The following is a 22,434-nucleotide window of genomic DNA, read 5'->3' as shown; positions in this document are numbered from 1 at the left end:
CCCAATCCGGCATTCGCGGCCAGGTCAGTTACCGAGCCGGCACTTCTGTTTTATTGGTGCGAGACCGGCGGCAGGGTTAGCTGATGGATGGAAAGCGGTGACGGACAGAACGGCGCTATTCGGCGAGTCCGTAGCCGCGCCTGAACAGCATGTAGTCGATTGACAGCACGACCACGGTCGTCCCAGTCAGGACGGCCAGCGACGTGTTCGGATCGATTTCGGTGACGCCGATCATGCCGTAACGGACGCCGTTGACCATGTATACCATCGGATTGAGAAGCGAGACGTTCCGCCAGAACGCCGGGAGGACTTCGAGCGAGTAGAACACCGCGCCGAAGAACACCAGCGGCCGGAGAATGAACTGGTTCATCACTGTCAGGTAGTCGAAGTCGCTCGCCCAGAGGCCGCCGATGACGCCGAGTCCGCCGAACAGCGTGGTAATCACCAGCAGGAACGAGACGAGATACACGGGGTTAGCGACCGGAACCGGAGTGAATATCAGTCCCACGCCGACGATCAGCAGCGACGTGACGACCCCCCGGAGCGCGCTGGCTGAGACATAGGCCGCCACCATACTTCGGTTCGACATCGGCGAGGTGAGGACGGCCTGAATGTAATCGTTCCAGCGTCCGTGGAAGATAGTGAAAGAGGCGTTCTCGAAGCTGTCAGAGATGGCTCCAAGCACGACCAGTCCGGGGAGGACAAACTGGAGGTAGCTCACGCCAGCGATTTCACCGATTCGGCTCCCCAGAATCACACCGAACACGGAGAAGTACAGCGCGTTCGTGATGATCGGCGGGAGGAAGGTGTTGTACGGGCGACGGACGAACCGGAGGATTTCCCGACGGACCAGCGTCAGGAACTGCGTCGTGTTCTGGTTCATGCGGACACCTCCGCGTACTCGCGGTCGTCGCGGGTCATGTCGACGAACACCTCTTCGAGCGACGCGCGGCGGATGTCCAGTGAGGTGACGGTGTGGCCCTGCGCTTCGAGTTCGCGCATGATGGCCGGCGCAGTCTGGCTCCCGCCCATTGCGGTGACGGCCAGCCCTTCGTCAGTCAGTTCGATGTCGGTGATGCCCTCAACGTCGAGTTTCGGGGCCGTCCGCGGCATCTTGGCTAGTTCGAGGACGATAGTGTCTGTGCCGCGGGCCATCAGGTCGTCGGGGGTCGCCACCTCGACTTTCCGCCCGTCGTCCATGATTGCAACCCGGTCACAGAGGCGTTCGGCCTCCTCGATGTAGTGGGTCGTCAGCAAAATCGTCGTCCCAGCGTCGTTCATCCGGTTGATGATATCCCAGAGGTCGTGGCGAAGCTGGACGTCGACCCCGGCCGTCGGCTCGTCGAGGATGAGCAGGTCCGGGTCGGAGACCAGCGCACGAGCGAGGACGAAGCGGCGTTTCATGCCGCCGGAGAGCCAGTCGAAGCGCGTGTCCCGCTTGTCCCAGATACCAACCGTCTTCAGCGCGTCTTCTGCGCGCTCGCGGGCCTCGGCCCGACCGATGCCGTGGTAGCCCGCCTTGTGTTCGAGCACCTCGATGATGGGGAAAAAACGGTCGACGTTGAACTCCTGTGGCGCGACACCGATGCGGTCGCGGGCCTCCCGGTAGTCGTCTTCCACATCGAAGCCGAACACCTCGGCGGTCCCGCGGTCCTTGTGGACGAGACCGACCAGCGTGTTGATAAACGTCGTCTTGCCGGCTCCGTTTGGCCCGAGCAACCCGAAGAACTCTCCTTGCTCAACTGTCAGTTCTAGGTCATCGAGCGCCTGCACATCGCCGTAGCGCTTCTGTAACCCACTGGCGCGTATCGCCGGTTCAGTCATTGCCGCCCTTAGCGTGGCGACACCGAAAAACGCATTGAAGCCCCCGAAAACCGGCAGTTAGAGTGATACAGGCTGACAAGATCGACCGAACAACAAGGTCGCGCCGACCGGACTGTCACACTCCTATCGGCCGAGTCGTTCCCGGGCGATGCCGACGCCGGCCGGGGTGATGATGAGCTGGTCGTCGTCCTTCTGGACGATGTCGCCACCGACCTCGTTGGCGACCTGCTTGAGTTCGTCGCTGATGTGTTCCATCGTACGGTCCTGCGTGGAGTGGCGCGTGATGTCCGCGACGACCACGTCACCGTCGTAGACGGCGTCTTTGATGTCGATGACGTCCTGCTTGTCGCTGATACGGGCGATCCGAACCTGGCGTTCGAGTTCCGTCCCGGTCATCTCGAATTCGTTCGCGTTCAGTTCGACGTAATCCTCGGTGTTCCGAGAGGATCCAGACTCCCCGAGGATCTTGCTCATCAGTCCCATGTCACTCACGGCGTGCGCTACCCGTTTCAACTTTTCGTCCATCGAACGTGTCGCCACAGCACCCCTGATCGGCCGTGGTGGCGAGCAGGAACAGCGAGTCCCACACAAAACGTTATTCAGCGGCGGAGCAAACACCGACAGCGATGCGCCCGCCCTCCATCAGAACGACTCCCCGCACCGTCGCAGCCGTCGGTGGCGTCGTCTATGCCATCGGGGTGCTGTCGTGGCTGTTTGCAAGCGGCGTCCATTTCTCGTCGCAGGACCCGACGACACTCGCGTTCGGGGCCGTCTACGCCGCCGTTGGGATGGTCCTCACAGGTGCCGTCCCGCTGTATCTCTGTAGCCGCCTCTCGCTTGTTACGCCAGTCCTCGTGACGCTCTGGCTGCTTGGCAACACGGTGTCGCAGTGGTTCTACGGGACGCATCTCCACCCGTTGTCGTCGTATCTCACCGTCTGGCCACTGCTGCTCGGGGTGGCCGTGAGCGCTGGCGTGGCCGAAGCGGTTGCTAGAATCGGCATAGACCGTACCCTCGACCGGTTCGGGCTTCGGCCGCTGGTGTGACTGGAGTGCGATACCAGTGGACTGCGCTACACCGAGAACTCGAAGAGGTCGTCGCCGACGTGGTGCAGCGACTTGACGACTTTCCCGCTGTCGCCGACCATGTCGTCGCCGTCGGTCTGTGCGCGGCCGACAGCGAGAAACTTCCCGTGGGACTCCTCGTTGATGACGACCAGGTCGTCCGCACTGATGTCGTCGTCGGCCTCGGTGATACCCGGCCGCATGATGTCAGCGCCGTCCGAGACAAAGGAGACGGCCCCGGCGTCCACAGTGACGATGTGTTTCTCCGGCGGGTACTGATTAGCTCCCTGAACGGTCAGGAACGGTTCGCCGTTCAGATAGAGGACGAGCGGGTCGCCGTCGACGAGGACGACATCCCAGTCGCTGTCGTCGAACTCGACCTTTTCGAAGCTGTCCGCGTCGAGTTCGACACCGAGGTTCTCCGACAGCGCCGTCGTGATGGTGTCGACCTCGTCCGAACGGAGGTGGTGTCGCGACTTGACTTCCATGCTCGCGTCTCGTCGGCGACAGAGGGTAAGCGTAACGAAGCGTGTGGGCGATGTGACGGACGCAGGTTTTTGTCCGCGCGGGCCAAGGTCAGAGTATGCGAGTCGTCACGCTCCTGCCCTCGGCGACGGAAATCGTCTACGCGCTCGGCGTCGAGCCGGTCGGTGTCTCACACGAGTGCGACCATCCGCCGGCGGCCCGCGAGAAGCCGTCAGTCAATCGCTCGCGTGTCGACCCGACGGCATCGAGTGGCGAGATCAACGAACAGGTCGCTGCTGCCGAGGAGAGCGACGGCGTCTACGCCATCGACCGCGAGACACTCGCGGAACTGGAGCCAGACCTCATTGTCACGCAGGGCGTCTGTGACGTGTGTGCCGTCGACCATGTGGTGGTCGCTGAGGCTGTCGAGGAACTGGGGCTGGACACCGACGTGCTAACGCTCGATGTCCACAGTCTCGACGGCCTGTTCGAGTCCATCCACCGGGTCGGCGCGGCGGTCGGGCGCGACGAGCGCGCTGCCGAACTCGTTGCGGACCTCCGGGAGCGCGTCGCAGCAGTGGAAACAACAGCGACACGAGGCGAGACGACGCCCCGCGTGGCGGTGCTCGACTGGCTCGACCCGGTGATGGCTGCCGGGCACTGGGTCCCGGAGATGATCGAGATGGCGGGCGGCACCTACGGGATGGAGGAAGACGGCGCTCACTCCCGGCCGCGCGAGTGGGAAGAAGTCGTCGAATACGACCCCGAAGTGCTGGTGGCTGCACCGTGTGGTTTCGACGTGGCACAGACCCGCGAGAACCTCACAGACCTGACCAGACGACCCGGGTTCGACGACCTGACTGCGGTTCGGGACGGCCGGGCGTACGTGATTGACGGCCACCACTACGTGAATCGGTCGGGGCCGCGACTCGTGGACACGCTTGAGTTTCTGGCGGCGCTTGTCCACCCAGACCTGTTCGAGACGCCACCGCGGGACGCCGTCGTCGAACTCGGGACGGTCCGGGCCTAGGCGGCGGCCGCAGCCAGACCGACGTAGGTGTTTCCGAGGACGACAACCGCGCCGAGGGCGACGACAGTCAGGAGCCAGGCCCGCCACAGCGGGACCCGCTCGACCACGTTGCGGCACTCCAGCAGGACGACGCCGACGTAGAGAACGACAGCCATCTTCAGGGCAATCACGAGCAGCGGTTCGTGGATAAGGAGGGTCCGTATCCAGGGGTTCGCTTCCAGTCCCGGTCCGGCAAACTGCGCGGCGAACAGCGTCGACAGCGCGTCGCCGAAGCCCCAGACGAGCACCAGCGAGAACACCAGTTCGACGTAGCTGGGCTTTTCAAGGCGAACGGAGAAGGGGTGGGATGCGTGATCGGACTGAGACATGTGAGTCGCTACCGGTACTCGCGGCTATCGGTGCATAAACCTCGGTTCCGCAGTATCATGTGTGAGAATTAGACGGGAGGACGGAGCGGTTCCAGTCAGTCCTCGGCGAGCGAACAGCGGCCCTCGTAGCTGGCGTCGGCGACGCTCGCGATGGCGGGGTCGTCGCCACACACCGGGCAGTCCGGCTTGGGCGCGATAGGGACCTCCTCGAAAGACATCTCGGCGGCGTCGTAGGCGACGAGCCGCCCCTCTAGTGTCTCGCCGTAGTCCATCGCAAGCTTGACGACTTCGGTTGCTTGCATACATCCGATAGTGCCCGGGAGCACACCGAGAACGCCCGCAGTCGCGCAGTCGGGGACGGTCCCCTCCGGGGGCGCTTCGGGGAACAGACAGCGGTAACACGGGCTGTCGCCCGAGAACGTCGTCACCTGTCCCTCGAACTGGAAGATCGCCCCGTGGGAAAAGGGCGTACCCGAGAGCGTACAGGCGTCGTTGACGAGAAAGCGCGTGGCGAAGTTGTCGGAGGCGTCGACAACGATGTCGTAGTCGGCCACTAGGTCGGTCGCGTTCTCCCGCGCCAGCCGCAGTTCGTGGCGGTCGACGGTCACGTCAGGGTTGAGGCCAGTGACGAACTCGGCGGCGCTGTCAACTTTTGACCGGCCAACGTCGTCGTCCTTGTGGATGACCTGCCGCTGGAGATTCGACCGTTCAACCACGTCGTCGTCGACGATTCCGAGCCGCCCGATGCCCGCAGCCGCGAGATACTGGAGGACTGGTGCGCCGAGGCCGCCGGCCCCGATGACCAGCACATCGGTGTCAAGCAGTGTGGCCTGCCCCTCCGGCCCAACGTCGTTCATGATGATGTGCCGGGAGTAGCGGTCAAGCTGTTCTGGGTCCAGATCCGGTCGCATAGTGGTCGTACGCCACCCGGAGGAATAAACGACTGGTTCGTCTCGGGCGTTTCGAGCTGTAGGGCTGATAAATCCAGACTGCTCAGTTGTTGCGCTGGAGGTCCGCGACAAGGTCGTCTATCGCCTGATTGATGTCGGTGAGAAGGTCTGTTTGCCCATCGGATTCGTCGGCGATGTCAGCCGTACTGTCGGCGATATCTTCGGCTGTATCCGTGGACTGGTCGATCATGCTCGCCACTTCCTCAGTCGAAGCAGCCTGCTGGTCCGTGGCCGTCGCGACCTCCTCGATACCGTTGTTGACCTCGCGGACGGTGTCGTCGATCTCTCCGAGAATCTGGGTCGATTCCTCGACGGTGTCGATACCCTCGTCGATCTCGTTGTTGCTCTCTTCGAGGCTCTCGACGGCGTTCTCGGTATCGTCCTGAATACCGTCGATCATCTGCTCAATGGTCGTCGCCTGCTCCTGTGACTCCTCGGCGAGGCTCTTGACCTCGTTTGCGACAACGGCGAATCCTTCGCCTGCCTCGCCAGCGCGAGCGGCCTCGATGGACGCGTTCAGCGCCAGCATGTTGGTCTGGTCAGCGATGTCGTTGATGACATCGACGATCTCGTCGATCTCCTGAACGCTCTGCTGTATCGTCTTGACGTCCTCGGCGACGCTGTCGGCTGCCTGCTGGATGTTCTCCATCGCCTCATGGACGTCGTCAGCGTTCCCCTGTCCGCGCTCGGCGAGTTCCTTCGCTTCGCGGGAGGCCGCAGAGACCTCTTCGGACGACGAGGCGATCTGCTCGACCGACGCAGAGAGGTTCGACACTTCGTTTGCGATGTCCGTCAGGCTCTCGTACTGCTCGGTGGCCTGTTCGCGGATGTCGGCGGTTTCCTCGGCGATACCGACCGACGACCCCTCCAGCTCGGCCAGCATCGTCTGAATCTCGCTTGCAGCGGTGTGGCTGTAGCCGGCCTCCGTGTCGATGTCCTCCGAGATATCGTCCTGAATATCCGCGTCGATATTGTCGTCGATTCCCGACCCTGTTTGGCTCGGTACATTTTCCGTCGGTCTCTCAGCCATAGTAGTCGTCACAATGAGCGGGGAATATAAAACGAGTTGCCCAATAATATCAGAGTCGATATCTGGAACGACGTTTGTCGACCGTCGTGTCAGCAGTCGTACAGCGCGCGGTACTTCTCGTCGGCGTAATCGAGGAAATGCTCGGCGGTGAAGGATTCACCCGTCGCCTCCTCGACGAGGTCGTCGGTCCGGTAGCGAGCGCCGTGCTGGTGGACGTGTTCGGTGAGCCAGTCGTGGATCGGGCCGAACTCACCGGCTCGGACGTGGTCGTCGAAGCCGTCAATGTCCTGCCGAGCGTGGTGGTCCAGTTGCGCGGCCAGCACCGACCCGAGCGTGTAGGTGGGGAAGTAGCCGAAGGCCCCGTTGGTCCAGTGGATGTCCTGCAGACAGCCCTCGGCGTCGGTGTCGGGGCGGATACCGAGATACTCTTCCATCTTGTCGTTCCAGACCTCTGGCACGTCTTCGACGTCGAGGTCCCCACGGATGAGGTCTCGCTCGATTTCGAAGCGAACGATGATGTGCATATGGTAGGTCAGTTCGTCCGCTTCGACCCGGATGAGGTTGTCGTCGTACACCTCGTTGGACGCTTCGTAGAACTGCTGGGCGGTGGCGTCGGTCCCGACATGGTCGTTGGCCGTCTCGGTGAAGAAATCCCAGAATGGACGCGAGCGACCGACGTGGTTCTCCCAGAAGCGCGACTGGGACTCGTGAACGGAGAGGTCGCGGTTGTCGCCCAGCGGCGTGCCATAGTCCTCCTGTGGCAGGCCGAGCGTGTAGGTGGCGTGGCCGAACTCGTGGATGGTCGAGCCCAGCGCGTCCAGCGGGTCCGCGGGGGTAAAGCGGGTGGTGACGCGGGCGTCGAACTGCGTCCCCATGGAGAACGGATGAGGGGCAGTGTCGAGGCGGCCGCGGTCCCAGTCGTAGCCAAGCACGTCGAGCGCCGTCTCGACGAGGTCGTGCTGCGTGTCGTCGTCGTACGTCCCTTCGAACGGGTCGGCCAGCGTCACGTCGCTGTCGCCGATATCGTCTATGAGCGGGACGAGCGCGTCTCGAAGGTCCGTCAGTACGTCCTCGGCGGTGTCAATGCCGAGGTACGGTTCGTACTCCTCGAACAGCACCTCGTAGGGGTCGCGGTCGGGGTCAATGGCCGCGGCGTACTCCCGGCGGAGTTCGACCAGTTCTTCGAGCGTGTCGGCGAAGGCGTCGAAGTCGTCCTCGGCCTTGGCCTCTTTCCAGACCGGCAGGGCGTTCGAAGACGCCTCGGAGATGCGTTCGACCAGATCGGCTGGAACTCTGGTGGCTCGCTCGTGGTCCCGCCGGACTTCTCGAACGACCGCTTCCTGTTCGGGGTCGAGTTCGGCGTCGTCGAGTTCGTCCAGCCAGTCAGCCAGAGCATCGTCGGTCAGCAGTTCGTGATGGAGCGTCGAGATGGCGGAGGTCTGCTTCGCCCGGGCCGGCGTCCCGGCGTCGGGCATCATCACCTGCTGGTCCCAGTTGAGGACGCCGCCGGCGTCCCCGACGTAATGGAGGCGGCGGACGTGATCCAGAAACTGCTCGTACGTGGACTCGCTGTCCTCGCTCGCTGTTGCCATACGGCGGGGTTAGGCCGGCGACGGTAAAGACCCGATGCCGCCGGTAAGGGGTGCACCGGTCAGCCCCGCCAGGCTGGACCGTGCTCGCTCAGAAGCTCTCCCCGAGCGTCTGCGGGTCGATTTCAAAGCCGTCGGTGAAGATACCCTTCGGGATTTTGCCGTGAATGCCTTTGTTGATATCGACTATCTGCGAGACGTTGAAATTCCCGGCAAGGCTCAATAGTCGATACGCCTCCGTCGGTGTCATATCCTTCTGGTGGACGAGCAGCGATATCGCTTCCCTGAGAGCCTGCTCCATCGCGTTGTCGAGGTCGTCGTTAATTCCCATAACGTAGACATCCTCGTCGGTCTCGGCAACGGGCCAGTCCATCTGCTGGGCGTCCTTGTGCAGCGTGAACCGGAACGTTGGCGTCAGCGACGTCTCCAGGGCAGTGAGGTCGACCTCGCCGTTGCCCTGAAGCGCGTGCCCGTCGCCGGTGAAAAACAGCGCGCCCGGGGCGAACACCGGGAAGTAGAGCGTCGTCCCGACGCCGGTGCCCTGAATGTCGATGTTGCCGCCGAACGGGCCCGGCGGGACCGAGTTCACTCTCCCCGTAGTCGCCGTCGGACCGACGGCCATGATTCCCTGGAACGGGTCCAGCGGGATTTCGGTCGTGTCGCTGAGTTCGGCCACCCCTCGGTCGAGGTCGAACTCGATTACCTCACTGTCGTTCCACGTGAACTCCGAGGGGAGGCCGCCCTTTCGCTGTCGCATCGTGTTCGCGCCGTAGGGAACGCGGAAGTCGATATCAAGCACTTCGACCTCCAGCACGTCGCCCGGTTCGGCGTCCTCAATGTACACCGGCCCGGTGACGACGTGCGGCCCGGCTCCATCGTGTGGGACCTCCTCGTAGACGCTGACCTGATCCTCTAGGATTTCCGACTCCGGAATTCCCGCATTCGTGAAGAACTCCTCCGGCCCCGGCTGGTCCTCTAAGATGCCCTCGTGGGATATCGTCTCGATTTGGACGACCGAGCCAGATTCGACACGTTCTATGGGCTCTTTCGTCGGGTCGATCGCGCCCCAGACCACGTTCTCGGTCGTCGATTCGACGACGGTATCGACTTCGTAGGAGTCGTCTCCCTCCTGTGTGTCTGTCCCGTCGTCGGCCTGTGCGGCCGCGATGTCGACGTTGTCCCCGAGAACCTGTGAGCCGGTCCCTGCTCCGAGGAGACCCAGCGCGCCTGCCGCTTTCATGAGTCGTCTTCGTTTCATCGCTCCACGTCGCGGGAAGTGTCTTTCATGTAAAAGGACAGACGAAATAACAATTATTTCGTCAACCAAACATCAATACACCAGATTACGAACGATAGTCGACCGTTCATCGTATTTTCTTCCGAATTACAAAACAGACATAGACAGTCGCGCTCGCTCCGGAGCGGAGCCCACTCGGTGATGGCTTAGCGGGACGGCCACGACGCAGCGACGCGCTCATATACGTCCTGACATCGCTCAACGACGGCCAGCGACACGCTCTCGTCGGCGGTGTGAGCCTCGCCGGGCTCAGCCGCGCCGACGATGACGCAGTCCGTTCCGGCCTGTGCGAGCCAGCCGGCGTCGGTCGCGTGCGGTTTGACGACGTGTTCGGGCGTCCCGTCCTGAGCGGTGGTAGCGGCGTCCAGCACTGCGTCCGCAAAGTCGGCGTCGCCACAGGCCATCGGCGGGAGGTCCTGGTCGACGCGCCAGGTCACGCCATCGATGGCTTCGACCCTGTCAAGCGGCGCGCGTTCGCCGGGGACCGTCCGCTCGTCTACTGTGGCCGCACACCGCTCGGGGATGACGTTCCAGGCCGAGCCCCCGTCAATCTCGGTGACCGCGACGCTCCCGCGCATTTCGTGCCCGAGGACGGTTGTCGACGGAAAGTCGAGATCCCGGACCACGTCGACGGCGTCGGTCACGCGGTAGATAGCGTTCGCGCCGGCCTCTGGTTCGCTGGCGTGGGCCGCTGCGCCGTTGGCGACGATGGTCGACCCCCGCCGGCCCTTGTGCGCGACGGCCACGTCCGTCGTTCCGGGTGCAGAGTAGCCGGTCGACCCCTCGCCGACGACGGCGTAGTCGGGCGCGAAACCGTCCTCGATAGCGGCCTGACAGCCGACGCCACCCTGTTCCTCGCCGACGAAAGAAGCGAAGACCAGTTCGCCGGCGGGGTTGGCGTCCCGGAAGGCAAGCATCGCCGCGGCGACACACCCTTTCATGTCCGCCGTGCCGCGGCCGTAGAGGCGGCCGTCGCGCTCCTCGACGACGTACTCGCCGTCGGCACCGACCTGCGACCCGTCCGGTGGGACCACATCGTGGTGGCCGACGAAGGCGAGCGAGTCGTCGCCCTGGCCCTTGCGGGCGATGACGTTCCCGTGGTCGTCACGGGTGACTCGTGCATCGGTGTGGTCCCGGAGCCACGCTGTGATGTACTCCCCAGCAGCCGCTTCGTCGTCGTGACTGGGGATCGAAACGAGGTCACGAGTCAGCGATGTGAGCGTGTCCATATCCGTGGGTCGGGAGCCCGCGGAACAAAAATCCGCGGCAGGCGATGCTTGCGTTGGCTGGCCCACGCCGACCCGGTCCGAAAGATGGGCGTCAGTCCACCGGTGACTCTGTATCAGGCCTGAAACGGGTTGGAGGGGCGCAGTTTTCGCTGAGACTTCTGGTGTCCGTTTCGAACCGAACACCTGTGTGTCCCGAGCGGTAATACTCGGTAATGCTGGGCTACGCGGCGATGAACCGGACGCTTCGAGAGCGTGACCCGCCTCGCCGGTGCAATCGCGACATGCAGAAGAAGACCTGGGAATCCGAGGGTATCGAGTACGCGGCCACGCTCGCTGCGCAGAACTTCGAGGACCTGCGCGAGATTCTGCTGTGGAATCGCGACCACGGCATCGACTTCTATCGCTGTAGCTCCAAACTCGTCCCGTGGAACTCACAGTTCGACATTACTGCCCTGCCGAACTACGAGCGGGTCCAGTCACTGGCAGCGGAGTGTGGTGCGGTCGTACAGGACAACGATATGCGTCTGACCTTTCACCCGAGCCACTGGTGCAAGCTGGCGAGTGAGTCCGACGACACCGTCGCTCGTTCCGTCGAGTCGGTCGAACACCACGGCCGCTGGCTAGACCTGATGGGGGTCCCGCGGTCGCCGCGGTATGCGATTAACGTCCATATCGGCGCTCATTACGGTGACAAGGCGGCGACAGCCGACCGGTTCTGTGATGTCGTCAGCGACCTCGCGCCGCGGGCTCGCGACCGACTGACTGTCGAAAATGACGACGCCGAGTCGCTGTGGAGCGTACAGGAACTCGTTACGGATGTGGCCAGCCGAGTCGATATCCCCGTGACGTTCGATTATCACCATCACAGCTTCACTGACCGCGGGCTCACCTATCGTGAAGGGTTCGAGTTGGCCCGGGAAACGTGGGATGGCGCCCGGCCGATCACACATTACTCGGAGCCGGCGCGCCTCCGGCCCGACAGCGATGCGAGCCCACAGGCACACGCTGACCACGTCGCTGCTGTCCCGACGTGGCTCACCGAACAATCGGACGTGATGGTTGAATCCCACGGCAAGGAGCGGTCGTTGTTTCGCCTGCGGGCGGCTGACGCTGACCGTGTGCCAGGCACGGAGTGAGCAGGCACGCTATTCGGTGTCGAACGTCGGTCCGGAGCGGGAGACTCCACACCCTTATGAACGGCAGTCTCCAACGTTCGCATATGGAAATTGTACCGGACACGAGCGTGGTCATCGACGGCCGCGTGTCCGACCAAGTGAAGGCTGATGCCGACCCTGACACGGATGTCGACGGCATGGGCTTTGCCGGCGCGACGGTCGTCGTTCCCGAGGCCGTCGTCGGCGAACTCGAAGCACAGGCGAACGATGGCCGCGAGACGGGCTGGGAAGGACTCGAAGAGCTCCAGACACTCGTCGACCTGGCTGAGGAAGGCACCATCGACGTGGAGTACGTCGGCCGGCGGCCGGACGCCATCGAAAAGCGCGAGGCCGGCGAAGGCCAGATTGACGCGCTCATCCGGGATATCGCCGGTGACCGCGACACGACGCTCGTGACCAGCGACGACGTCCAAGCCGAAGTCGCCCGCGCGAAGGGTCTCGCAGTGGAGTTTGTCGACCCGGTGAAGCGAACAGTCGACCGCCTGCTGATAGAGAACTTCTTCGACGAGGGGACGATGAGCGTCCACCTCAAGGTCGGTGTCGAGCCCTACGCCAAGAAGGGCTCTATCGGCGATATGCAGTACACGCCGATCCGCGACAGTCCCGCGACGGAGAGCGAACTCCGGGAGTACGCCGCCGACATCGAGGAGAGCGCACGCGCATCGCCGGACGGCTTCCTCGAACTCGACGAGCCCGGCATGACAATCACGCAGTTCCGGGACTACCGAATCGCCATCGCGCGGCCACCCTTCTCGGACGCACTCGAAATCACGGCCGTTCGGCCTATCGTCAAGACCGAACTGGACGACTACGAGTACGCTGACGAACTGCGGGACCGCTTCACCGAACACCAGCGCGGCGTCCTCATCTCCGGTTCGCCCGGGGCCGGGAAGTCCACCTTCGCGCAGGCGGTCGGCGAGTTCCTCGTCGACGCCGACTACGCGGTCAAGACGATGGAGAAACCGCGGGACCTGCAGGTCGGCCCGAACATCACGCAGTACACCGAACTCGGCGGCTCGATGGAGAAGACCGCCGACTCGCTGTTGATGGTCCGGCCGGACTACACCATCTACGACGAGGTGCGCAAGACCGACGACTTCGAAGTGTTCGCGGATATGCGACTGGCCGGCGTCGGGATGGTCGGCGTCGTCCACGCGACCCGTGCTATCGACGCGCTTCAGCGGCTCATCGGCCGCGTTGAACTTGGGCTCATCCCCCAGATCGTCGACACCGTCGTCTACATTGAAGCCGGGGAGGTCGACACGGTCTACGACGTGTCGACAGAGGTCAAGGTCCCGCAAGGCCTCATGGAGGAAGACCTTGCGCGACCGGTCATCATGGTCAAGGACTTCGAGACCGGTCGGCCGGAGTTCGAGATCTACACGTTCAACCGTCAGGTCGTTACCGTCCCGCTCAACGACGAAGACGAACAGCCCGACTCGGGCGTCGACCGCCTCGCCAAGCAGGAGGTCGAGCGGGAAATCCGCTCGATTGCCCGGGGCCACGTCGAGGTCGAACTCCGCGGCCCGAACACCGCCGTCGTCTGGGTCGAGGACGACGACATCTCGCAGGTCATCGGCAAAGGCGGCGGCCGCATCTCCGACGTGGAGAACCGCCTCGGTATCGACATCGACGTGCGGACCTTCGAGGAACGACCGTCCGGGCCGTCGGGCGGCCCCCAGACCGACTCCGGCGGCAAGCAGGGCGAAATCGTCCAGCCGGAAGTCACCTCGCGGCACGTCATCGTCCCGCTCGACGGTCACGCCGGTGACACGGTCGAACTGCAGGCCGACGGCGAGTACCTCTTTACCGCGACAGTCTCCCGTGGCGGCGAGATTCAGGTCTCGCGCGGGTCGGGCATCGCCGAGGAACTGGAGCGAGCTATCGACCGCGGAAGCACGATTACCGTCGTGCCGTCGTAGGGTTCGGCGAGCAAGCCGGTCGTGCGGTTATCGCCGAGAAATGGGGCCGAGCCGGCGAAAACGACAGCTAAATTCCGCTGGAACACGACAACATAGCTATGACCGATGCAGTTGTCGGTAAGTTACAAGACCAGGAGACGCTGGCCGCCCGAGTGGAGCGGGGCGACGCGCCAGAGTGGGTCGGGGCTCACTGGCGGACCTTCCGCGAGGGGTTGACCGGTGAGCGAAACGGCTCCCCGTTCCCCTGTTTCTTCGGCGCGGAGTCAGTTCGGGACGGCGAGCCGCTGTACACGGCCGTCCCGTCGATGAGTGACCCGGACGCGCTGTTCGACCTCGGCCAGACGCTCCTGAAGTACCTTGACACCTACCAAGACCACAGCGAGCGGGCCTCGCTAGTGACCTTCTTCCGGCCACCCGAACGGCCACTGACAGAGGCCGAGTACCACGACCGACTCTGGCACATTCTTCAGTTCCTCCACGTCCACGACCCGGAGCCGTGGCCCGAGGATATTCCGACTGACCCGGACGACCCTCACTGGGAGTTCTGTTTCGGCGGCAAGCCGATGTTTCCGACCTGCCGCGCACCGTTCTACGACACGCGAAAGAGCCGCTACTGTCCGGTCGGGCTGGAAATTACGTTCCAGCCCCGGGCGCTGTTCGAGGACCTGAACGTCACGGCCGACACCGAGGCCGGCCAGCACGCCCGCGATGTCATTCAGGGACGACTGGAGGAGTACGACGGCGTCTGTCCCCACGCCGACATCGGCGACTGGGGCGTTGAGGGCGACCGGGAATGGCCCCAGTACATGCTGTCATCGGACGAGAACGCGTCGCCGGACGAGTGTCCGATGACCGTGACGCGCGAGCACCCGAAATCGAAGTGGCTCGTCGAGACGCCCGCGCCGGAGCCGGCCGACTAAGATGGTCGTACTGCCCGAGACACCAGTCCTCGTGCTGGTTGACTTCCAGCAGGGATTCGACGAGTCGCAGTGGGGAACGCGGAACAACCCCGACGCCGAGGCGAACGCGACACGCCTGCTTACCGAATGGCGAGAGCGTGGGCTTCCGGTCGTCCACGTCCGCCACAACTCGACGGAACCGGACTCACCGCTTCGGCGCGGCGAACCGGGGTTCGCGTTCAAACGAGAACTATCGCCCGAAGCGGGAGAAGCGACGTTCGAAAAGCGCGTCAACGGCGCGTTCATCGACACCGGATTAGCGGACTGGCTCCGCGACACTACCTCCGAGACGCTCGTCATCTGTGGCCTGACGACCGACCACTGTGTCTCAACAACGACACGGATGGCCGAGAACCGGGGATTCGACGTTGTCGTTCCGGGCGACGCGACCGCGACGTTCGACCGGACACTCGACGGCGAACACTTCGACCCGGACCTCGTTCACCGAACGGCGCTGGCGCAACTGCGCGGTGAGTTCGCGACGATTGCGACGACGGACGACGTGGTCGCGTCGCTGTAGCGGCAAGCTCCCGACTGCGCTGGGAAACAACGAGCGAGAAAGCGAGTTAATCCGAAACCGCGGCGTCCGCTTCTGCCGGTTGTTCGATAATCTCGTAGAGGTTCTGCCGCGCGTCGGCGAAGTACACGTCTTCTTCGATGACACCGACTTCGTCGAGTCGTTCCAGAGCGTAGCGGACAGTCCGTGCCGAAAGCATCGACTCCTCGACGATGCCTTTCTGTGTCAGCGGGCCGTCGTACTCCAGAACCTTGTACACGAGCTTTGCGCTCGGCGGAAGGTCTGCGATGGCTTCCCCATCAGAGTCCGTCATTACCCGTAATCACAAGCGCCGGGCGCATAAAGATTGAGGAGTCAGTCTCGCCGGCGCACGCATTTGCGGCCGCGTCACAGTGCTGAACCGCGCACCTTTTGGTTGCGGGTAGTGGAACGTGTGGTATGGCTACGGAAACGGCGGACGGAATGAGCTCCCATATGCGGGGGCTCACTGTCACGACGCTGACAGCCGTCGCTGGCATCGCCGCCGCGTTTGGTTCCAACGCGCTAGCGGCCACGCCAAACGACCCACAGGGCGTGCTCGTCCTCGCGGTCGCTATCGCAGCACAGTTCCCGATTCTGCGGGTGATCGGCATCGACACGGACGACCTCTCGACGAAGGACGTGCTCTACATCGGCTTCATGACCTTCTCGCTGTGGTTCGTCTCCTGGGGTATCCTCCTCACAACGGGGGCATAACGATGGCCGAAGACAGTATCGCCGTCGTCGACTTGGAGCGGTGTCAGCCCGACCGCTGTAACTACGAGTGCATGAACTACTGCCCGCCCAACCGCAGCGGGAAAGAATGCATCGTCAAACGGGAAGACGAGTACGAGGAAGACGAGCCCTTCGAGGGCCAGCCCGATCAGGTCCGCATCTCCGAAGAGATCTGTCTGGGCGAGTCCTGCGGTATCTGCGTGAACAAGTGTCCGTTCGACGCGATCGAAATCATCAATCTCCCGCAGGAGCTGACCGACGAACCGGTCCACCGCTACGGGGAGAACGCCTTCGCACTGTACGGGCTCCCGAGCCCCGCCGAAGGGCAGGTGACGGGGATTCTCGGCCCGAACGGCATCGGGAAGACCACCGCCGTCCGCATCCTCGCCGACGAGATGCAGCCCAATCTGGGCCGCTACGGCGAGGAACCGAACTGGGACGAAATTCTCGACGAGTACCGCGGGACCGCCCTGCAGGAGTACCTCGAACAGATGCGCGACGGCGACGTGAGCGTCGCCCGCAAGCCCCAGTACGTCGACCGGATCCCGAACCAGTTCGACGGCAAGGCCATCGAACTGCTGGACCAGACCGACGAACGCGGTGCCCTCGACTACCTCGTCGAGCAGACGGGTATCGAGCCGGTCGTCGACAACCACATCGACGACCTCTCCGGCGGGGAACTCCAGCGGGTCGCGCTCGTCGCCACGCTGGCACGGGACGCGGACTTCTACTTCCTCGACGAGATCACGCCGTATCTGGACATCGGCCAGCGGATGACCGCCGCACGGCTCATCCGCGAACTCGCCGAGGAGGAGGACCGCTCGATGCTCGTCGTCGAGCACGACCTCGCCATTCTGGACCTGCTCGCGGACAACATCAACGTCGCCTACGGGACCCCCGGCGCGTTCGGTGTCATCACACCGCCAAAATCGACGAAGAAGGGCATCAACGAGTACCTCTCGGGCTACCTCGAGAACGAGAATATGCGCATCCGCCAGACGGACATCGAGTTCGAGGAGCACGCGCCACGGAGTGCGTCCCAGGGCGACGTGGTCATCGAGTACCCCGAACTCCAGAAGAGCTACGGCGACGGCGAGTTCTCACTGGATGTCGAGGCCGGCACCATCCGCGAGAGCGAAGTGCTGGGCGTCGTCGGGCCGAACGGTATCGGGAAGTCGACGTTCGCGAAGATGCTCGCCGGCCGGCTCGAACCGACCGCGGGCGAGATCGACACCAGCCTCGACATCGCCTACAAGCCCCAGTATATCGAAATCGACCAGCCGATGCGGGTCGACGCCTTCCTCGCGTCGATTACGGACGACTTCGGCAGTTCCTACTGGAACACCGAAATCGCCCAGCCGCTCCAGTTGGAGTCGGTGATGGAACAGCAACTCACCGACCTCTCTGGCGGGGAGCGCCAGCGGGTCGCCATCGCGGCCTGCCTCTCGAAAGATGCCGACCTCTACCTGCTCGACGAGCCCTCGGCCCATCTGGACGTGGAACAGCGCGTCATGGCGACCTCCGCCATCCGCCGCTACGCCGAGAACCACGACGCGACGGCGATGGTCATCGACCACGACATCTACATGATCGACCTGCTGGCCGACCGCCTGCTCGTCTTCGACGGCGAGCCGGCCAAGAACGGCCACGCTGCGCCGCCACAGGGCATGCGCGAGGGCATGAACGAGTTCCTCCAGAACCTCGATATCACGTTCCGCCGCGACGAGCGGACCTCACGGCCCCGTATCAACAAGCCTGACTCGCAACTGGACCGCGAGCAGAAAAACGCCGGCGAGTACTACTACGCGCCGTAGCGTCGGAACTCGAAGACACAGTACGGTGTCAAGCCGCGGGGTCACTGCCACTGCTCGTCTCGGACCCCGCAACCGCGTCATCGAGGCCGTCAGCGACTTCTTCTGGGTCGAACTCCTCGTCCGGGTCGAGTTCGCGGTCAGTCTGCTCGTCTGTCTGGCGTTCAGTGACCGCTTCATCGCCGGTAACCGTCACGAAGATGTCTCGCAGTTCCGCAACGCGCTCGGGTGACTGACTCTTGCTCATCGCGTGTGTGTACAAGTACCACAGAAAGGTAGGCGCTATACCGAATCAGTTTGGTATCTGTTCGCAAATCACAGCACGTTCCGCTGGCAGGACCCGCACAGCGAAACCTCTTTTACGTCGACTTGTCGGACGGTGGGGGAGAAATTCATCACGCAGCGCTTGTTGTCGCAGTGTTCCAGCCCGAGGGTGTGGCCGACCTCGTGGACGACCTCTTTTCGAACCCGCTGTGAGAAGATTTCGCCGGCAGAGCGGTTTGAGAAGCCGCCATCGGAGGACGTCTGGAGCCGGTACGTGGAGATAACGCTACCGGAGCCACCGAGATACGCGAGTCCGAAAACGTAGTTTCGGCGGCGGTAGAAGAGGTCTTTCGGCGTGATAGCGATGTTTTTGCCGCCGGAGCCGACCCGGCGGGCCAGATCGATAAACTCCTCTGCGCGGTACTGGTCGCGGTCCCCATCGTACGCGCCGGCAGGAATGGACTGTGGCTCGTGCATCGAGACCTCACAGTCGTAGACGGAGCGGAGTCCGTCCGAGGCCTCGCGTTTGACCTGGGCTGAGACCTCGCCCACCGGCACGATGTCGACGTGCATGGGAACGCATATGCGCCCGCATCTCATAAATTGTACGACGTGACCGACACCACCGGCCCGCTTGTCGACCGACTGGCGTCTGTCGATTCCGTCGTCGAGGTCGGCATCGGAAACCACCCTGACGTAACCGATGCTCTGGCCGAGCAGGGCGTAGATGTGACCGCAACGGATATCGTCGAACGGGAGGCCCCCGACGGGGTGCGGTTCGTCGTGGATGACATCCTCAAACCCGACCGCTCGGTGTATGTGGATGCAGACATCGTGTTCGCCCGGAACCTCCCGCCTGAACTGCACCGGCCGACGTTGACCGTTGCCGAGGCCGTTGGGGCCGCGTTCTGGTTCACGACGCTGGGCGGCGACCAGCCAACGGTCGCCGTCGAGCGGGAGCAGCTCCCGGGCGGGGAGACGCTGTACCGGGCGAAAGATAGCAAGGCGCTTGAGTGAGGACTGCCTTCGCTCGCCCATGCAAGTCGACGCGGTCGTCCTCGACATCGACGGCGTGCTGGTGGACGTGGCCGACTCCTATCGCCGAGCGATTATCGAATCCATCGACCGGGTGTACGGCGACACAATCGAGAAGGCGGCAGTCCAGCAGTTCAAGGACGCCGGCGGGTTCAACAACGACTGGGAACTGACCTATGCGGCCGCGCTGTTCGTTCTCGCCGGCCGCGAGTCCACTGTCGCAGATATAGCGGCGTTCACCGACGCTATTGCCGAACGCGGCGGTGGCCTCGACGCGGCCGAAGCGGTGGTTCGTGACCTGCTGGATGACCCCGCGGAAGACCGAGTCTTCGACGCTTGGAACCGCGAACAGCTCCGGGATGTGTTCCAGACGCTGTATCTCGGAACCGACCGCTACCGGGATATCGAGGGCGGCGAGCCACCGTTTACCGCGCCGGGCTACATCCATGACGAGCCGTTGCTGGTCGACGACGAGACGCTATCGGCTCTGCAGGACCGTTTCGCCGTCGGCGTCGTCACCGGCCGACCGGCCGCCGAAGCCGACATCGCGCTGGAGCGGGTCGGCCTCGACCTGCCCGCAGAGCACCGCTTCACGATGGATGACTGGGAGGAGGGCAAACCCCACCCCGCCGCCCTGCAGACGCTCGCCGAGCGCTTCGACGCCGAGCGGGTCGCCTTTGCCGGCGACACCCTTGACGACGTGACGACGGCAGTCAACGCCGATGCGGCCGACGACGACCGCGTCTACTACGGCATCGGCGTCTTGACCGGCGGGCTGACCGGCGATGCCGGCCGCCAGACGTTCGCCAACAACGGCGCGAGTGCCGTCATCGAATCGGTCACCGACCTGCCCGAGCTTCTCGACGCGGTATAAGCGAGGTGGCGGGGACAGCGCGACCGACCGGCAGTAAACGGCAACGGTTTCACCAACGGGACAGAGACCACGGATATGCGACGACTACCGACGTTCGGCTGGGCGCTGCTGGTGAGCATCTGGGCCGGACTCGTCGGAGGCGCGGTCATCCGCGAGCCGTCGGTCGACTTGGTGCCGCTGTACGCCGTTATCTGCCAGCTACTCGGCCTTATCGCGGCCTACGGGACGATGCGTGAACGCAGTCACATCCTCGAATCCGTCCACCGGCCGGGCCGCGTCGGGATGTTTATCATCATCCTCTTTTTCGTGATGGTGCCGCTTACGACTGTCTTTGCCCTCGTGCTCGGGGACGCATCAGTCGCTGGCGTCGCAACGCAGTGGGTCAGCTATCTGGTGGGCCTCGGGATCGCGCTGTACGTCGCCTTCGCCGGCGGGTTCGACCGGGCTTGGGAGAAGTACACCTGAGTGAACCTGTCACACAACGTTTATTCAGTGGTCGGCCTACGCCGTAAGTATGGACATCGCGTTGCTTGGCGGTACTGGAGACATCGGCCAAGGCCTTGCCCTCCGCTGGGCTGACGACACCAACCACACGATCATCATCGGCTCCCGGAAAGCCCAGAAAGCGGCGAACAAAGCCGAGGAGTACGAGACAGAACTGGCCAGCCGCGGCCACGACGACGTATCAATCGCCGGGCTGGTGAACGAGGACGCCGCCGCCCGCGCCGACGTGGTTGTCGCCGCCGTCCCGGCCTACCACCTTACCGACACCATCGACGCCGTTGCCGACGAACTCGACGACACAACCCTTGTGGCCCCCGCCGTCGGGATGCAACGCGACGAGGACGGCTTCCACTACAACCGCCCCGGTGCCGGCAGCGTCACGCAACTGGCCGCCAACGCCGCCCCCGATGACACGCCTGTTGTCGGCGCGTTCCACAACCTCGCGGCCGGTCGTCTTGCCAACCTCGACGCCGACCTGAACTGGGACACCATTGTCGTCGGCGACGACACCGACGCCAAAGACACCGTCTGTGAACTCGCCGAGGGCATCGAGGGGCTTCGTGCCCTCGACGGCGGCCCGCTCGCTAACGCCGCCGAAATTGAGGGACTGACGCCGCTGCTCATCAACGTCGCCCGCCACAACGACGGCCTGCATGACCTCGGTGTGAAGTTCCAATAGTACCTTTTTACGTCACCCCCTCTCCTCGCGCGCTCGCAGAGCGCGCTGTGGGGAGCGGGTTCGCAAAAATCTACGCTAAAAACGACCTCCGAGTCGCGCTCTGCGAGCGCGCTCGGAGTGAAACCGCTCGCCGTCGGCGAGCGGTATGCTTTACTGCACTCACTCGGCTACCGCAACGGCGGCGCTACTGCTCCTGTTCCAGCGGCAGGCCTGCCCTTCCCCGACGCCAGCGATAAAACGCTGGCGCGGCCCGAAGTGAGGGTCGGGGTTCCATATACGTATCAGATAGGCAAAAACAATCAGCAAGTACTTGCGCACTGCAGCCTTGACAATAGAGGATGGAGACAGAAGGGTCACTCTCAATACTCCATGTCGACGACGACGCGGCGTTGGGAGCCCTCGTCGAAACATATCTCGAACGGGATGACAGCGGCCTCGATTGTACTGTCACGACAGAGACGAACCCCGAAACCGCGCTATCGCTGATTCGGTCGTCGGAGACGAACTTCGATTGTATCGTCAGCGATTACGATATGCCGGAGATGAACGGTATCGACTTCCTCGAAGCCATCCGGGAGACCCATCCGGAGCTGCCGGTGTTGCTGTTCTCCGGGGAGGAAACCGGCGATGTCGCCGCCGAAATCATTCAGGCCGGTGTCACAGACTATCTCAAGAAATCCGTTGGAACCGACCAGTACACGTCGCTCATCCGCCGAGTCGAACACGCCGTCGATTCGGACGGGAGCTTCGAGACGGGCAACGAAGTCAAACTCAGCGGCGTCGGCGTCATCGGCACGGACGAGCGGTTCGAGCGAGTCGGCGAGACCTACGCCTCGTACTACGGCTACGAGTCGGAGGAACTCGTCGGCAAGCACTGGTCGGAACTCCACCCAAGCAACGAAGTCCAGCACATCAGGACGCACGTCATTCCTGCCGTCAGAAGCGGCGGGAAGTGGACCGGCCAGAGCAAAGGGTTGCGGCCCGACGAAACTACCTTCACCGAGTCGAAGATGGTGACGGCGCTTGAAGACGGACGGATGCTGATCGCCGTCGACGAAATCGACGATTCGGGACTGGCCGAACAGGAGTGAGCCA

Annotated in this window: 26 protein-coding genes; 13 read left to right on the top strand and 13 right to left on the bottom strand. The window is 63.5% G+C overall.

The window, feature by feature from the left end:
* Positions 1-115: 115 nt before the first annotated feature.
* The 3 genes from BDK61_RS04995 to BDK61_RS04985 form a co-directional block, all read right to left on the bottom strand.
* Complete coding sequence (locus BDK61_RS04995) at positions 116-883, bottom strand: ABC transporter permease (protein WP_004958413.1); 768 nt, start codon at positions 881-883, stop codon at positions 116-118.
* On the bottom strand, positions 880-1,824 hold the full coding sequence (locus BDK61_RS04990; RefSeq protein WP_004958416.1) for an ABC transporter ATP-binding protein: 945 nt from the start codon (positions 1,822-1,824) through the stop codon (positions 880-882). Before BDK61_RS04990 ends, BDK61_RS04995 begins: the two co-directional genes overlap by 4 nt.
* Before the next feature lie 123 nt (positions 1,825-1,947).
* The gene (locus tag BDK61_RS04985) at positions 1,948-2,307 is read right to left on the bottom strand and encodes a cell division protein SepF (protein ID WP_049939172.1); all 360 of its coding nucleotides are present in this window, start codon (positions 2,305-2,307) and stop codon (positions 1,948-1,950) included.
* Positions 2,308-2,450: 143 nt separating this feature from the next.
* On the opposite strand from BDK61_RS04985, the gene BDK61_RS04980 reads away from it, so the two are divergent.
* Positions 2,451-2,870 (top strand): hypothetical protein, encoded by a 420-nt coding sequence (locus tag BDK61_RS04980; protein ID WP_121302469.1) that lies wholly within the window; start codon positions 2,451-2,453, stop codon positions 2,868-2,870.
* A gap of 26 nt (positions 2,871-2,896) precedes the next feature.
* Here the strand turns inward: BDK61_RS04980 and BDK61_RS04975 are convergent, their stop codons facing one another.
* Positions 2,897-3,376, bottom strand: coding sequence for an RNA-binding protein (locus BDK61_RS04975; protein WP_004958425.1), 480 nt, complete (start codon positions 3,374-3,376; stop codon positions 2,897-2,899).
* Positions 3,377-3,471: 95 nt separating this feature from the next.
* Between BDK61_RS04975 and BDK61_RS04970 the strand changes: the two genes are divergently transcribed.
* Positions 3,472-4,383 (top strand): cobalamin-binding protein, encoded by a 912-nt coding sequence (locus BDK61_RS04970; RefSeq protein WP_121302468.1) that lies wholly within the window; start codon positions 3,472-3,474, stop codon positions 4,381-4,383.
* Here BDK61_RS04970 and BDK61_RS04965 read toward each other — a convergent pair.
* The 6 genes from BDK61_RS04965 to BDK61_RS04940 form a co-directional block, all read right to left on the bottom strand.
* Positions 4,380-4,751: a DUF5658 family protein gene (locus BDK61_RS04965; RefSeq protein WP_121302467.1), complete on the bottom strand. Its 372-nt coding sequence runs from the start codon at positions 4,749-4,751 to the stop codon at positions 4,380-4,382. The two genes, BDK61_RS04970 and BDK61_RS04965, sit on opposite strands and share 4 nt — an antisense overlap.
* Positions 4,752-4,846: 95 nt before the next feature.
* Positions 4,847-5,662, bottom strand: a complete 816-nt coding sequence (gene ubaA, locus BDK61_RS04960) for an SAMP-activating enzyme E1 (RefSeq protein ID WP_004958433.1) — start codon at positions 5,660-5,662, stop codon at positions 4,847-4,849.
* An 82-nt stretch (positions 5,663-5,744) separates the two neighbouring features.
* Positions 5,745-6,731: a methyl-accepting chemotaxis protein gene (locus tag BDK61_RS04955; RefSeq protein ID WP_004958436.1), complete on the bottom strand. Its 987-nt coding sequence runs from the start codon at positions 6,729-6,731 to the stop codon at positions 5,745-5,747.
* Positions 6,732-6,820: 89 nt separating this feature from the next.
* Positions 6,821-8,323 (bottom strand): carboxypeptidase M32, encoded by a 1,503-nt coding sequence (locus BDK61_RS04950; protein ID WP_121302466.1) that lies wholly within the window; start codon positions 8,321-8,323, stop codon positions 6,821-6,823.
* Positions 8,324-8,411: 88 nt separating this feature from the next.
* The gene (locus tag BDK61_RS04945; protein ID WP_121302465.1) at positions 8,412-9,578 is read right to left on the bottom strand and encodes an acetamidase/formamidase family protein; all 1,167 of its coding nucleotides are present in this window, start codon (positions 9,576-9,578) and stop codon (positions 8,412-8,414) included.
* Between the two features lie 185 nt (positions 9,579-9,763).
* Positions 9,764-10,846 (bottom strand): M20 family metallopeptidase, encoded by a 1,083-nt coding sequence (locus BDK61_RS04940; protein WP_121302464.1) that lies wholly within the window; start codon positions 10,844-10,846, stop codon positions 9,764-9,766.
* A gap of 212 nt (positions 10,847-11,058) precedes the next feature.
* Here BDK61_RS04940 and uvsE point away from each other — a divergent pair, with 212 nt between their 5' ends.
* The 4 genes from uvsE (at position 11,059) to BDK61_RS04920 (ending at position 15,422) form a co-directional block, all read left to right on the top strand.
* Positions 11,059-11,982 (top strand): UV DNA damage repair endonuclease UvsE, encoded by a 924-nt coding sequence (gene uvsE, locus BDK61_RS04935; RefSeq protein ID WP_121302463.1) that lies wholly within the window; start codon positions 11,059-11,061, stop codon positions 11,980-11,982.
* 83 nt (positions 11,983-12,065) lie between these two features.
* Positions 12,066-13,943 (top strand): PINc/VapC family ATPase, encoded by a 1,878-nt coding sequence (locus tag BDK61_RS04930; protein ID WP_121302462.1) that lies wholly within the window; start codon positions 12,066-12,068, stop codon positions 13,941-13,943.
* A 98-nt stretch (positions 13,944-14,041) separates the two neighbouring features.
* Complete coding sequence (locus BDK61_RS04925) at positions 14,042-14,863, top strand: YqcI/YcgG family protein (RefSeq protein ID WP_004958453.1); 822 nt, start codon at positions 14,042-14,044, stop codon at positions 14,861-14,863.
* Between the two features lies 1 nt (position 14,864).
* On the top strand, positions 14,865-15,422 hold the full coding sequence (locus tag BDK61_RS04920) for a cysteine hydrolase family protein (RefSeq protein ID WP_121302461.1): 558 nt from the start codon (positions 14,865-14,867) through the stop codon (positions 15,420-15,422).
* A 46-nt stretch (positions 15,423-15,468) separates the two neighbouring features.
* On the opposite strand, the gene BDK61_RS04915 is transcribed toward BDK61_RS04920, so the two are convergent.
* The gene (locus BDK61_RS04915) at positions 15,469-15,732 is read right to left on the bottom strand and encodes a winged helix-turn-helix domain-containing protein (RefSeq protein WP_004958458.1); all 264 of its coding nucleotides are present in this window, start codon (positions 15,730-15,732) and stop codon (positions 15,469-15,471) included.
* Between the two features lie 125 nt (positions 15,733-15,857).
* On the opposite strand from BDK61_RS04915, the gene BDK61_RS04910 reads away from it, so the two are divergent.
* Both BDK61_RS04910 and BDK61_RS04905 read left to right on the top strand, forming a co-directional pair.
* Positions 15,858-16,154 (top strand): EMC6-like membrane protein, encoded by a 297-nt coding sequence (locus BDK61_RS04910; protein WP_007188651.1) that lies wholly within the window; start codon positions 15,858-15,860, stop codon positions 16,152-16,154.
* Between the two features lie 2 nt (positions 16,155-16,156).
* Entirely contained in the window at positions 16,157-17,986 is a 1,830-nt protein-coding gene (locus tag BDK61_RS04905; protein WP_121302460.1) for a ribosome biogenesis/translation initiation ATPase RLI, read from the top strand.
* 28 nt (positions 17,987-18,014) lie between these two features.
* On the opposite strand, the gene BDK61_RS04900 is transcribed toward BDK61_RS04905, so the two are convergent.
* Together BDK61_RS04900 and BDK61_RS04895 are read right to left on the bottom strand one after the other, a co-directional pair.
* On the bottom strand, positions 18,015-18,230 hold the full coding sequence (locus tag BDK61_RS04900) for a hypothetical protein (RefSeq protein ID WP_004958463.1): 216 nt from the start codon (positions 18,228-18,230) through the stop codon (positions 18,015-18,017).
* 68 nt (positions 18,231-18,298) lie between these two features.
* Positions 18,299-18,820 carry an archaemetzincin family Zn-dependent metalloprotease gene (locus tag BDK61_RS04895; RefSeq protein ID WP_004514915.1) on the bottom strand — a complete coding sequence of 174 codons (522 nt, stop codon included), beginning with the start codon at positions 18,818-18,820 and terminating at the stop codon, positions 18,299-18,301.
* A gap of 30 nt (positions 18,821-18,850) precedes the next feature.
* Between BDK61_RS04895 and BDK61_RS04890 the strand changes: the two genes are divergently transcribed.
* The 5 genes from BDK61_RS04890 (at position 18,851) to BDK61_RS04870 (ending at position 22,430) form a co-directional block, all read left to right on the top strand.
* Complete coding sequence (locus BDK61_RS04890) at positions 18,851-19,264, top strand: UPF0146 family protein (RefSeq protein ID WP_121302459.1); 414 nt, start codon at positions 18,851-18,853, stop codon at positions 19,262-19,264.
* 19 nt (positions 19,265-19,283) lie between these two features.
* The gene (locus tag BDK61_RS04885) at positions 19,284-20,156 is read left to right on the top strand and encodes a TIGR01548 family HAD-type hydrolase (protein ID WP_121302458.1); all 873 of its coding nucleotides are present in this window, start codon (positions 19,284-19,286) and stop codon (positions 20,154-20,156) included.
* A 75-nt stretch (positions 20,157-20,231) separates the two neighbouring features.
* Entirely contained in the window at positions 20,232-20,621 is a 390-nt protein-coding gene (locus BDK61_RS04880; protein WP_011224033.1) for a hypothetical protein, read from the top strand.
* Positions 20,622-20,670: 49 nt separating this feature from the next.
* Positions 20,671-21,339, top strand: coding sequence for an NADPH-dependent F420 reductase (npdG, locus tag BDK61_RS04875; protein WP_121302457.1), 669 nt, complete (start codon positions 20,671-20,673; stop codon positions 21,337-21,339).
* 338 nt (positions 21,340-21,677) lie between these two features.
* Positions 21,678-22,430, top strand: a complete 753-nt coding sequence (locus BDK61_RS04870) for a response regulator (protein WP_121302456.1) — start codon at positions 21,678-21,680, stop codon at positions 22,428-22,430.
* Positions 22,431-22,434 lie beyond the last annotated feature (4 nt).

The sequence above is a fragment of the Haloarcula quadrata genome (genome assembly GCF_003634715.1).
Lineage (GTDB): Archaea > Halobacteriota > Halobacteria > Halobacteriales > Haloarculaceae > Haloarcula > Haloarcula marismortui.
The sequence above is the reverse complement of the archived record's forward strand: the minus strand, read 5'-3'. Positions and strand labels throughout refer to the sequence as shown.

Excerpts from the sequence above, each read along its gene's own strand:
- BDK61_RS04995 (WP_004958413.1), bottom strand. The coding sequence starts at position 883 with ATGAACCAGAACACGACGCAGTTCCTGACGCTGGTCCGTCGGGAAATC.
- BDK61_RS04990 (WP_004958416.1), bottom strand. The coding sequence starts at position 1,824 with ATGACTGAACCGGCGATACGCGCCAGTGGGTTACAGAAGCGCTACGGC.
- BDK61_RS04985 (WP_049939172.1), bottom strand. The coding sequence starts at position 2,307 with ATGGGACTGATGAGCAAGATCCTCGGGGAGTCTGGATCCTCTCGGAAC.
- BDK61_RS04980 (WP_121302469.1), top strand. The coding sequence starts at position 2,451 with ATGCGCCCGCCCTCCATCAGAACGACTCCCCGCACCGTCGCAGCCGTC.
- BDK61_RS04975 (WP_004958425.1), bottom strand. The coding sequence starts at position 3,376 with ATGGAAGTCAAGTCGCGACACCACCTCCGTTCGGACGAGGTCGACACC.
- BDK61_RS04970 (WP_121302468.1), top strand. The coding sequence starts at position 3,472 with ATGCGAGTCGTCACGCTCCTGCCCTCGGCGACGGAAATCGTCTACGCG.
- BDK61_RS04965 (WP_121302467.1), bottom strand. The coding sequence starts at position 4,751 with ATGTCTCAGTCCGATCACGCATCCCACCCCTTCTCCGTTCGCCTTGAA.
- ubaA (WP_004958433.1), bottom strand. The coding sequence starts at position 5,662 with ATGCGACCGGATCTGGACCCAGAACAGCTTGACCGCTACTCCCGGCAC.
- BDK61_RS04955 (WP_004958436.1), bottom strand. The coding sequence starts at position 6,731 with ATGGCTGAGAGACCGACGGAAAATGTACCGAGCCAAACAGGGTCGGGA.
- BDK61_RS04950 (WP_121302466.1), bottom strand. The coding sequence starts at position 8,323 with ATGGCAACAGCGAGCGAGGACAGCGAGTCCACGTACGAGCAGTTTCTG.
- BDK61_RS04945 (WP_121302465.1), bottom strand. The coding sequence starts at position 9,578 with ATGAAACGAAGACGACTCATGAAAGCGGCAGGCGCGCTGGGTCTCCTC.
- BDK61_RS04940 (WP_121302464.1), bottom strand. The coding sequence starts at position 10,846 with ATGGACACGCTCACATCGCTGACTCGTGACCTCGTTTCGATCCCCAGT.
- uvsE (WP_121302463.1), top strand. The coding sequence starts at position 11,059 with ATGCTGGGCTACGCGGCGATGAACCGGACGCTTCGAGAGCGTGACCCG.
- BDK61_RS04930 (WP_121302462.1), top strand. The coding sequence starts at position 12,066 with ATGGAAATTGTACCGGACACGAGCGTGGTCATCGACGGCCGCGTGTCC.
- BDK61_RS04925 (WP_004958453.1), top strand. The coding sequence starts at position 14,042 with ATGACCGATGCAGTTGTCGGTAAGTTACAAGACCAGGAGACGCTGGCC.
- BDK61_RS04920 (WP_121302461.1), top strand. The coding sequence starts at position 14,865 with ATGGTCGTACTGCCCGAGACACCAGTCCTCGTGCTGGTTGACTTCCAG.
- BDK61_RS04915 (WP_004958458.1), bottom strand. The coding sequence starts at position 15,732 with ATGACGGACTCTGATGGGGAAGCCATCGCAGACCTTCCGCCGAGCGCA.
- BDK61_RS04910 (WP_007188651.1), top strand. The coding sequence starts at position 15,858 with ATGGCTACGGAAACGGCGGACGGAATGAGCTCCCATATGCGGGGGCTC.
- BDK61_RS04905 (WP_121302460.1), top strand. The coding sequence starts at position 16,157 with ATGGCCGAAGACAGTATCGCCGTCGTCGACTTGGAGCGGTGTCAGCCC.
- BDK61_RS04900 (WP_004958463.1), bottom strand. The coding sequence starts at position 18,230 with ATGAGCAAGAGTCAGTCACCCGAGCGCGTTGCGGAACTGCGAGACATC.
- BDK61_RS04895 (WP_004514915.1), bottom strand. The coding sequence starts at position 18,820 with ATGCACGTCGACATCGTGCCGGTGGGCGAGGTCTCAGCCCAGGTCAAA.
- BDK61_RS04885 (WP_121302458.1), top strand. The coding sequence starts at position 19,284 with ATGCAAGTCGACGCGGTCGTCCTCGACATCGACGGCGTGCTGGTGGAC.
- BDK61_RS04880 (WP_011224033.1), top strand. The coding sequence starts at position 20,232 with ATGCGACGACTACCGACGTTCGGCTGGGCGCTGCTGGTGAGCATCTGG.
- npdG (WP_121302457.1), top strand. The coding sequence starts at position 20,671 with ATGGACATCGCGTTGCTTGGCGGTACTGGAGACATCGGCCAAGGCCTT.
- BDK61_RS04870 (WP_121302456.1), top strand. The coding sequence starts at position 21,678 with ATGGAGACAGAAGGGTCACTCTCAATACTCCATGTCGACGACGACGCG.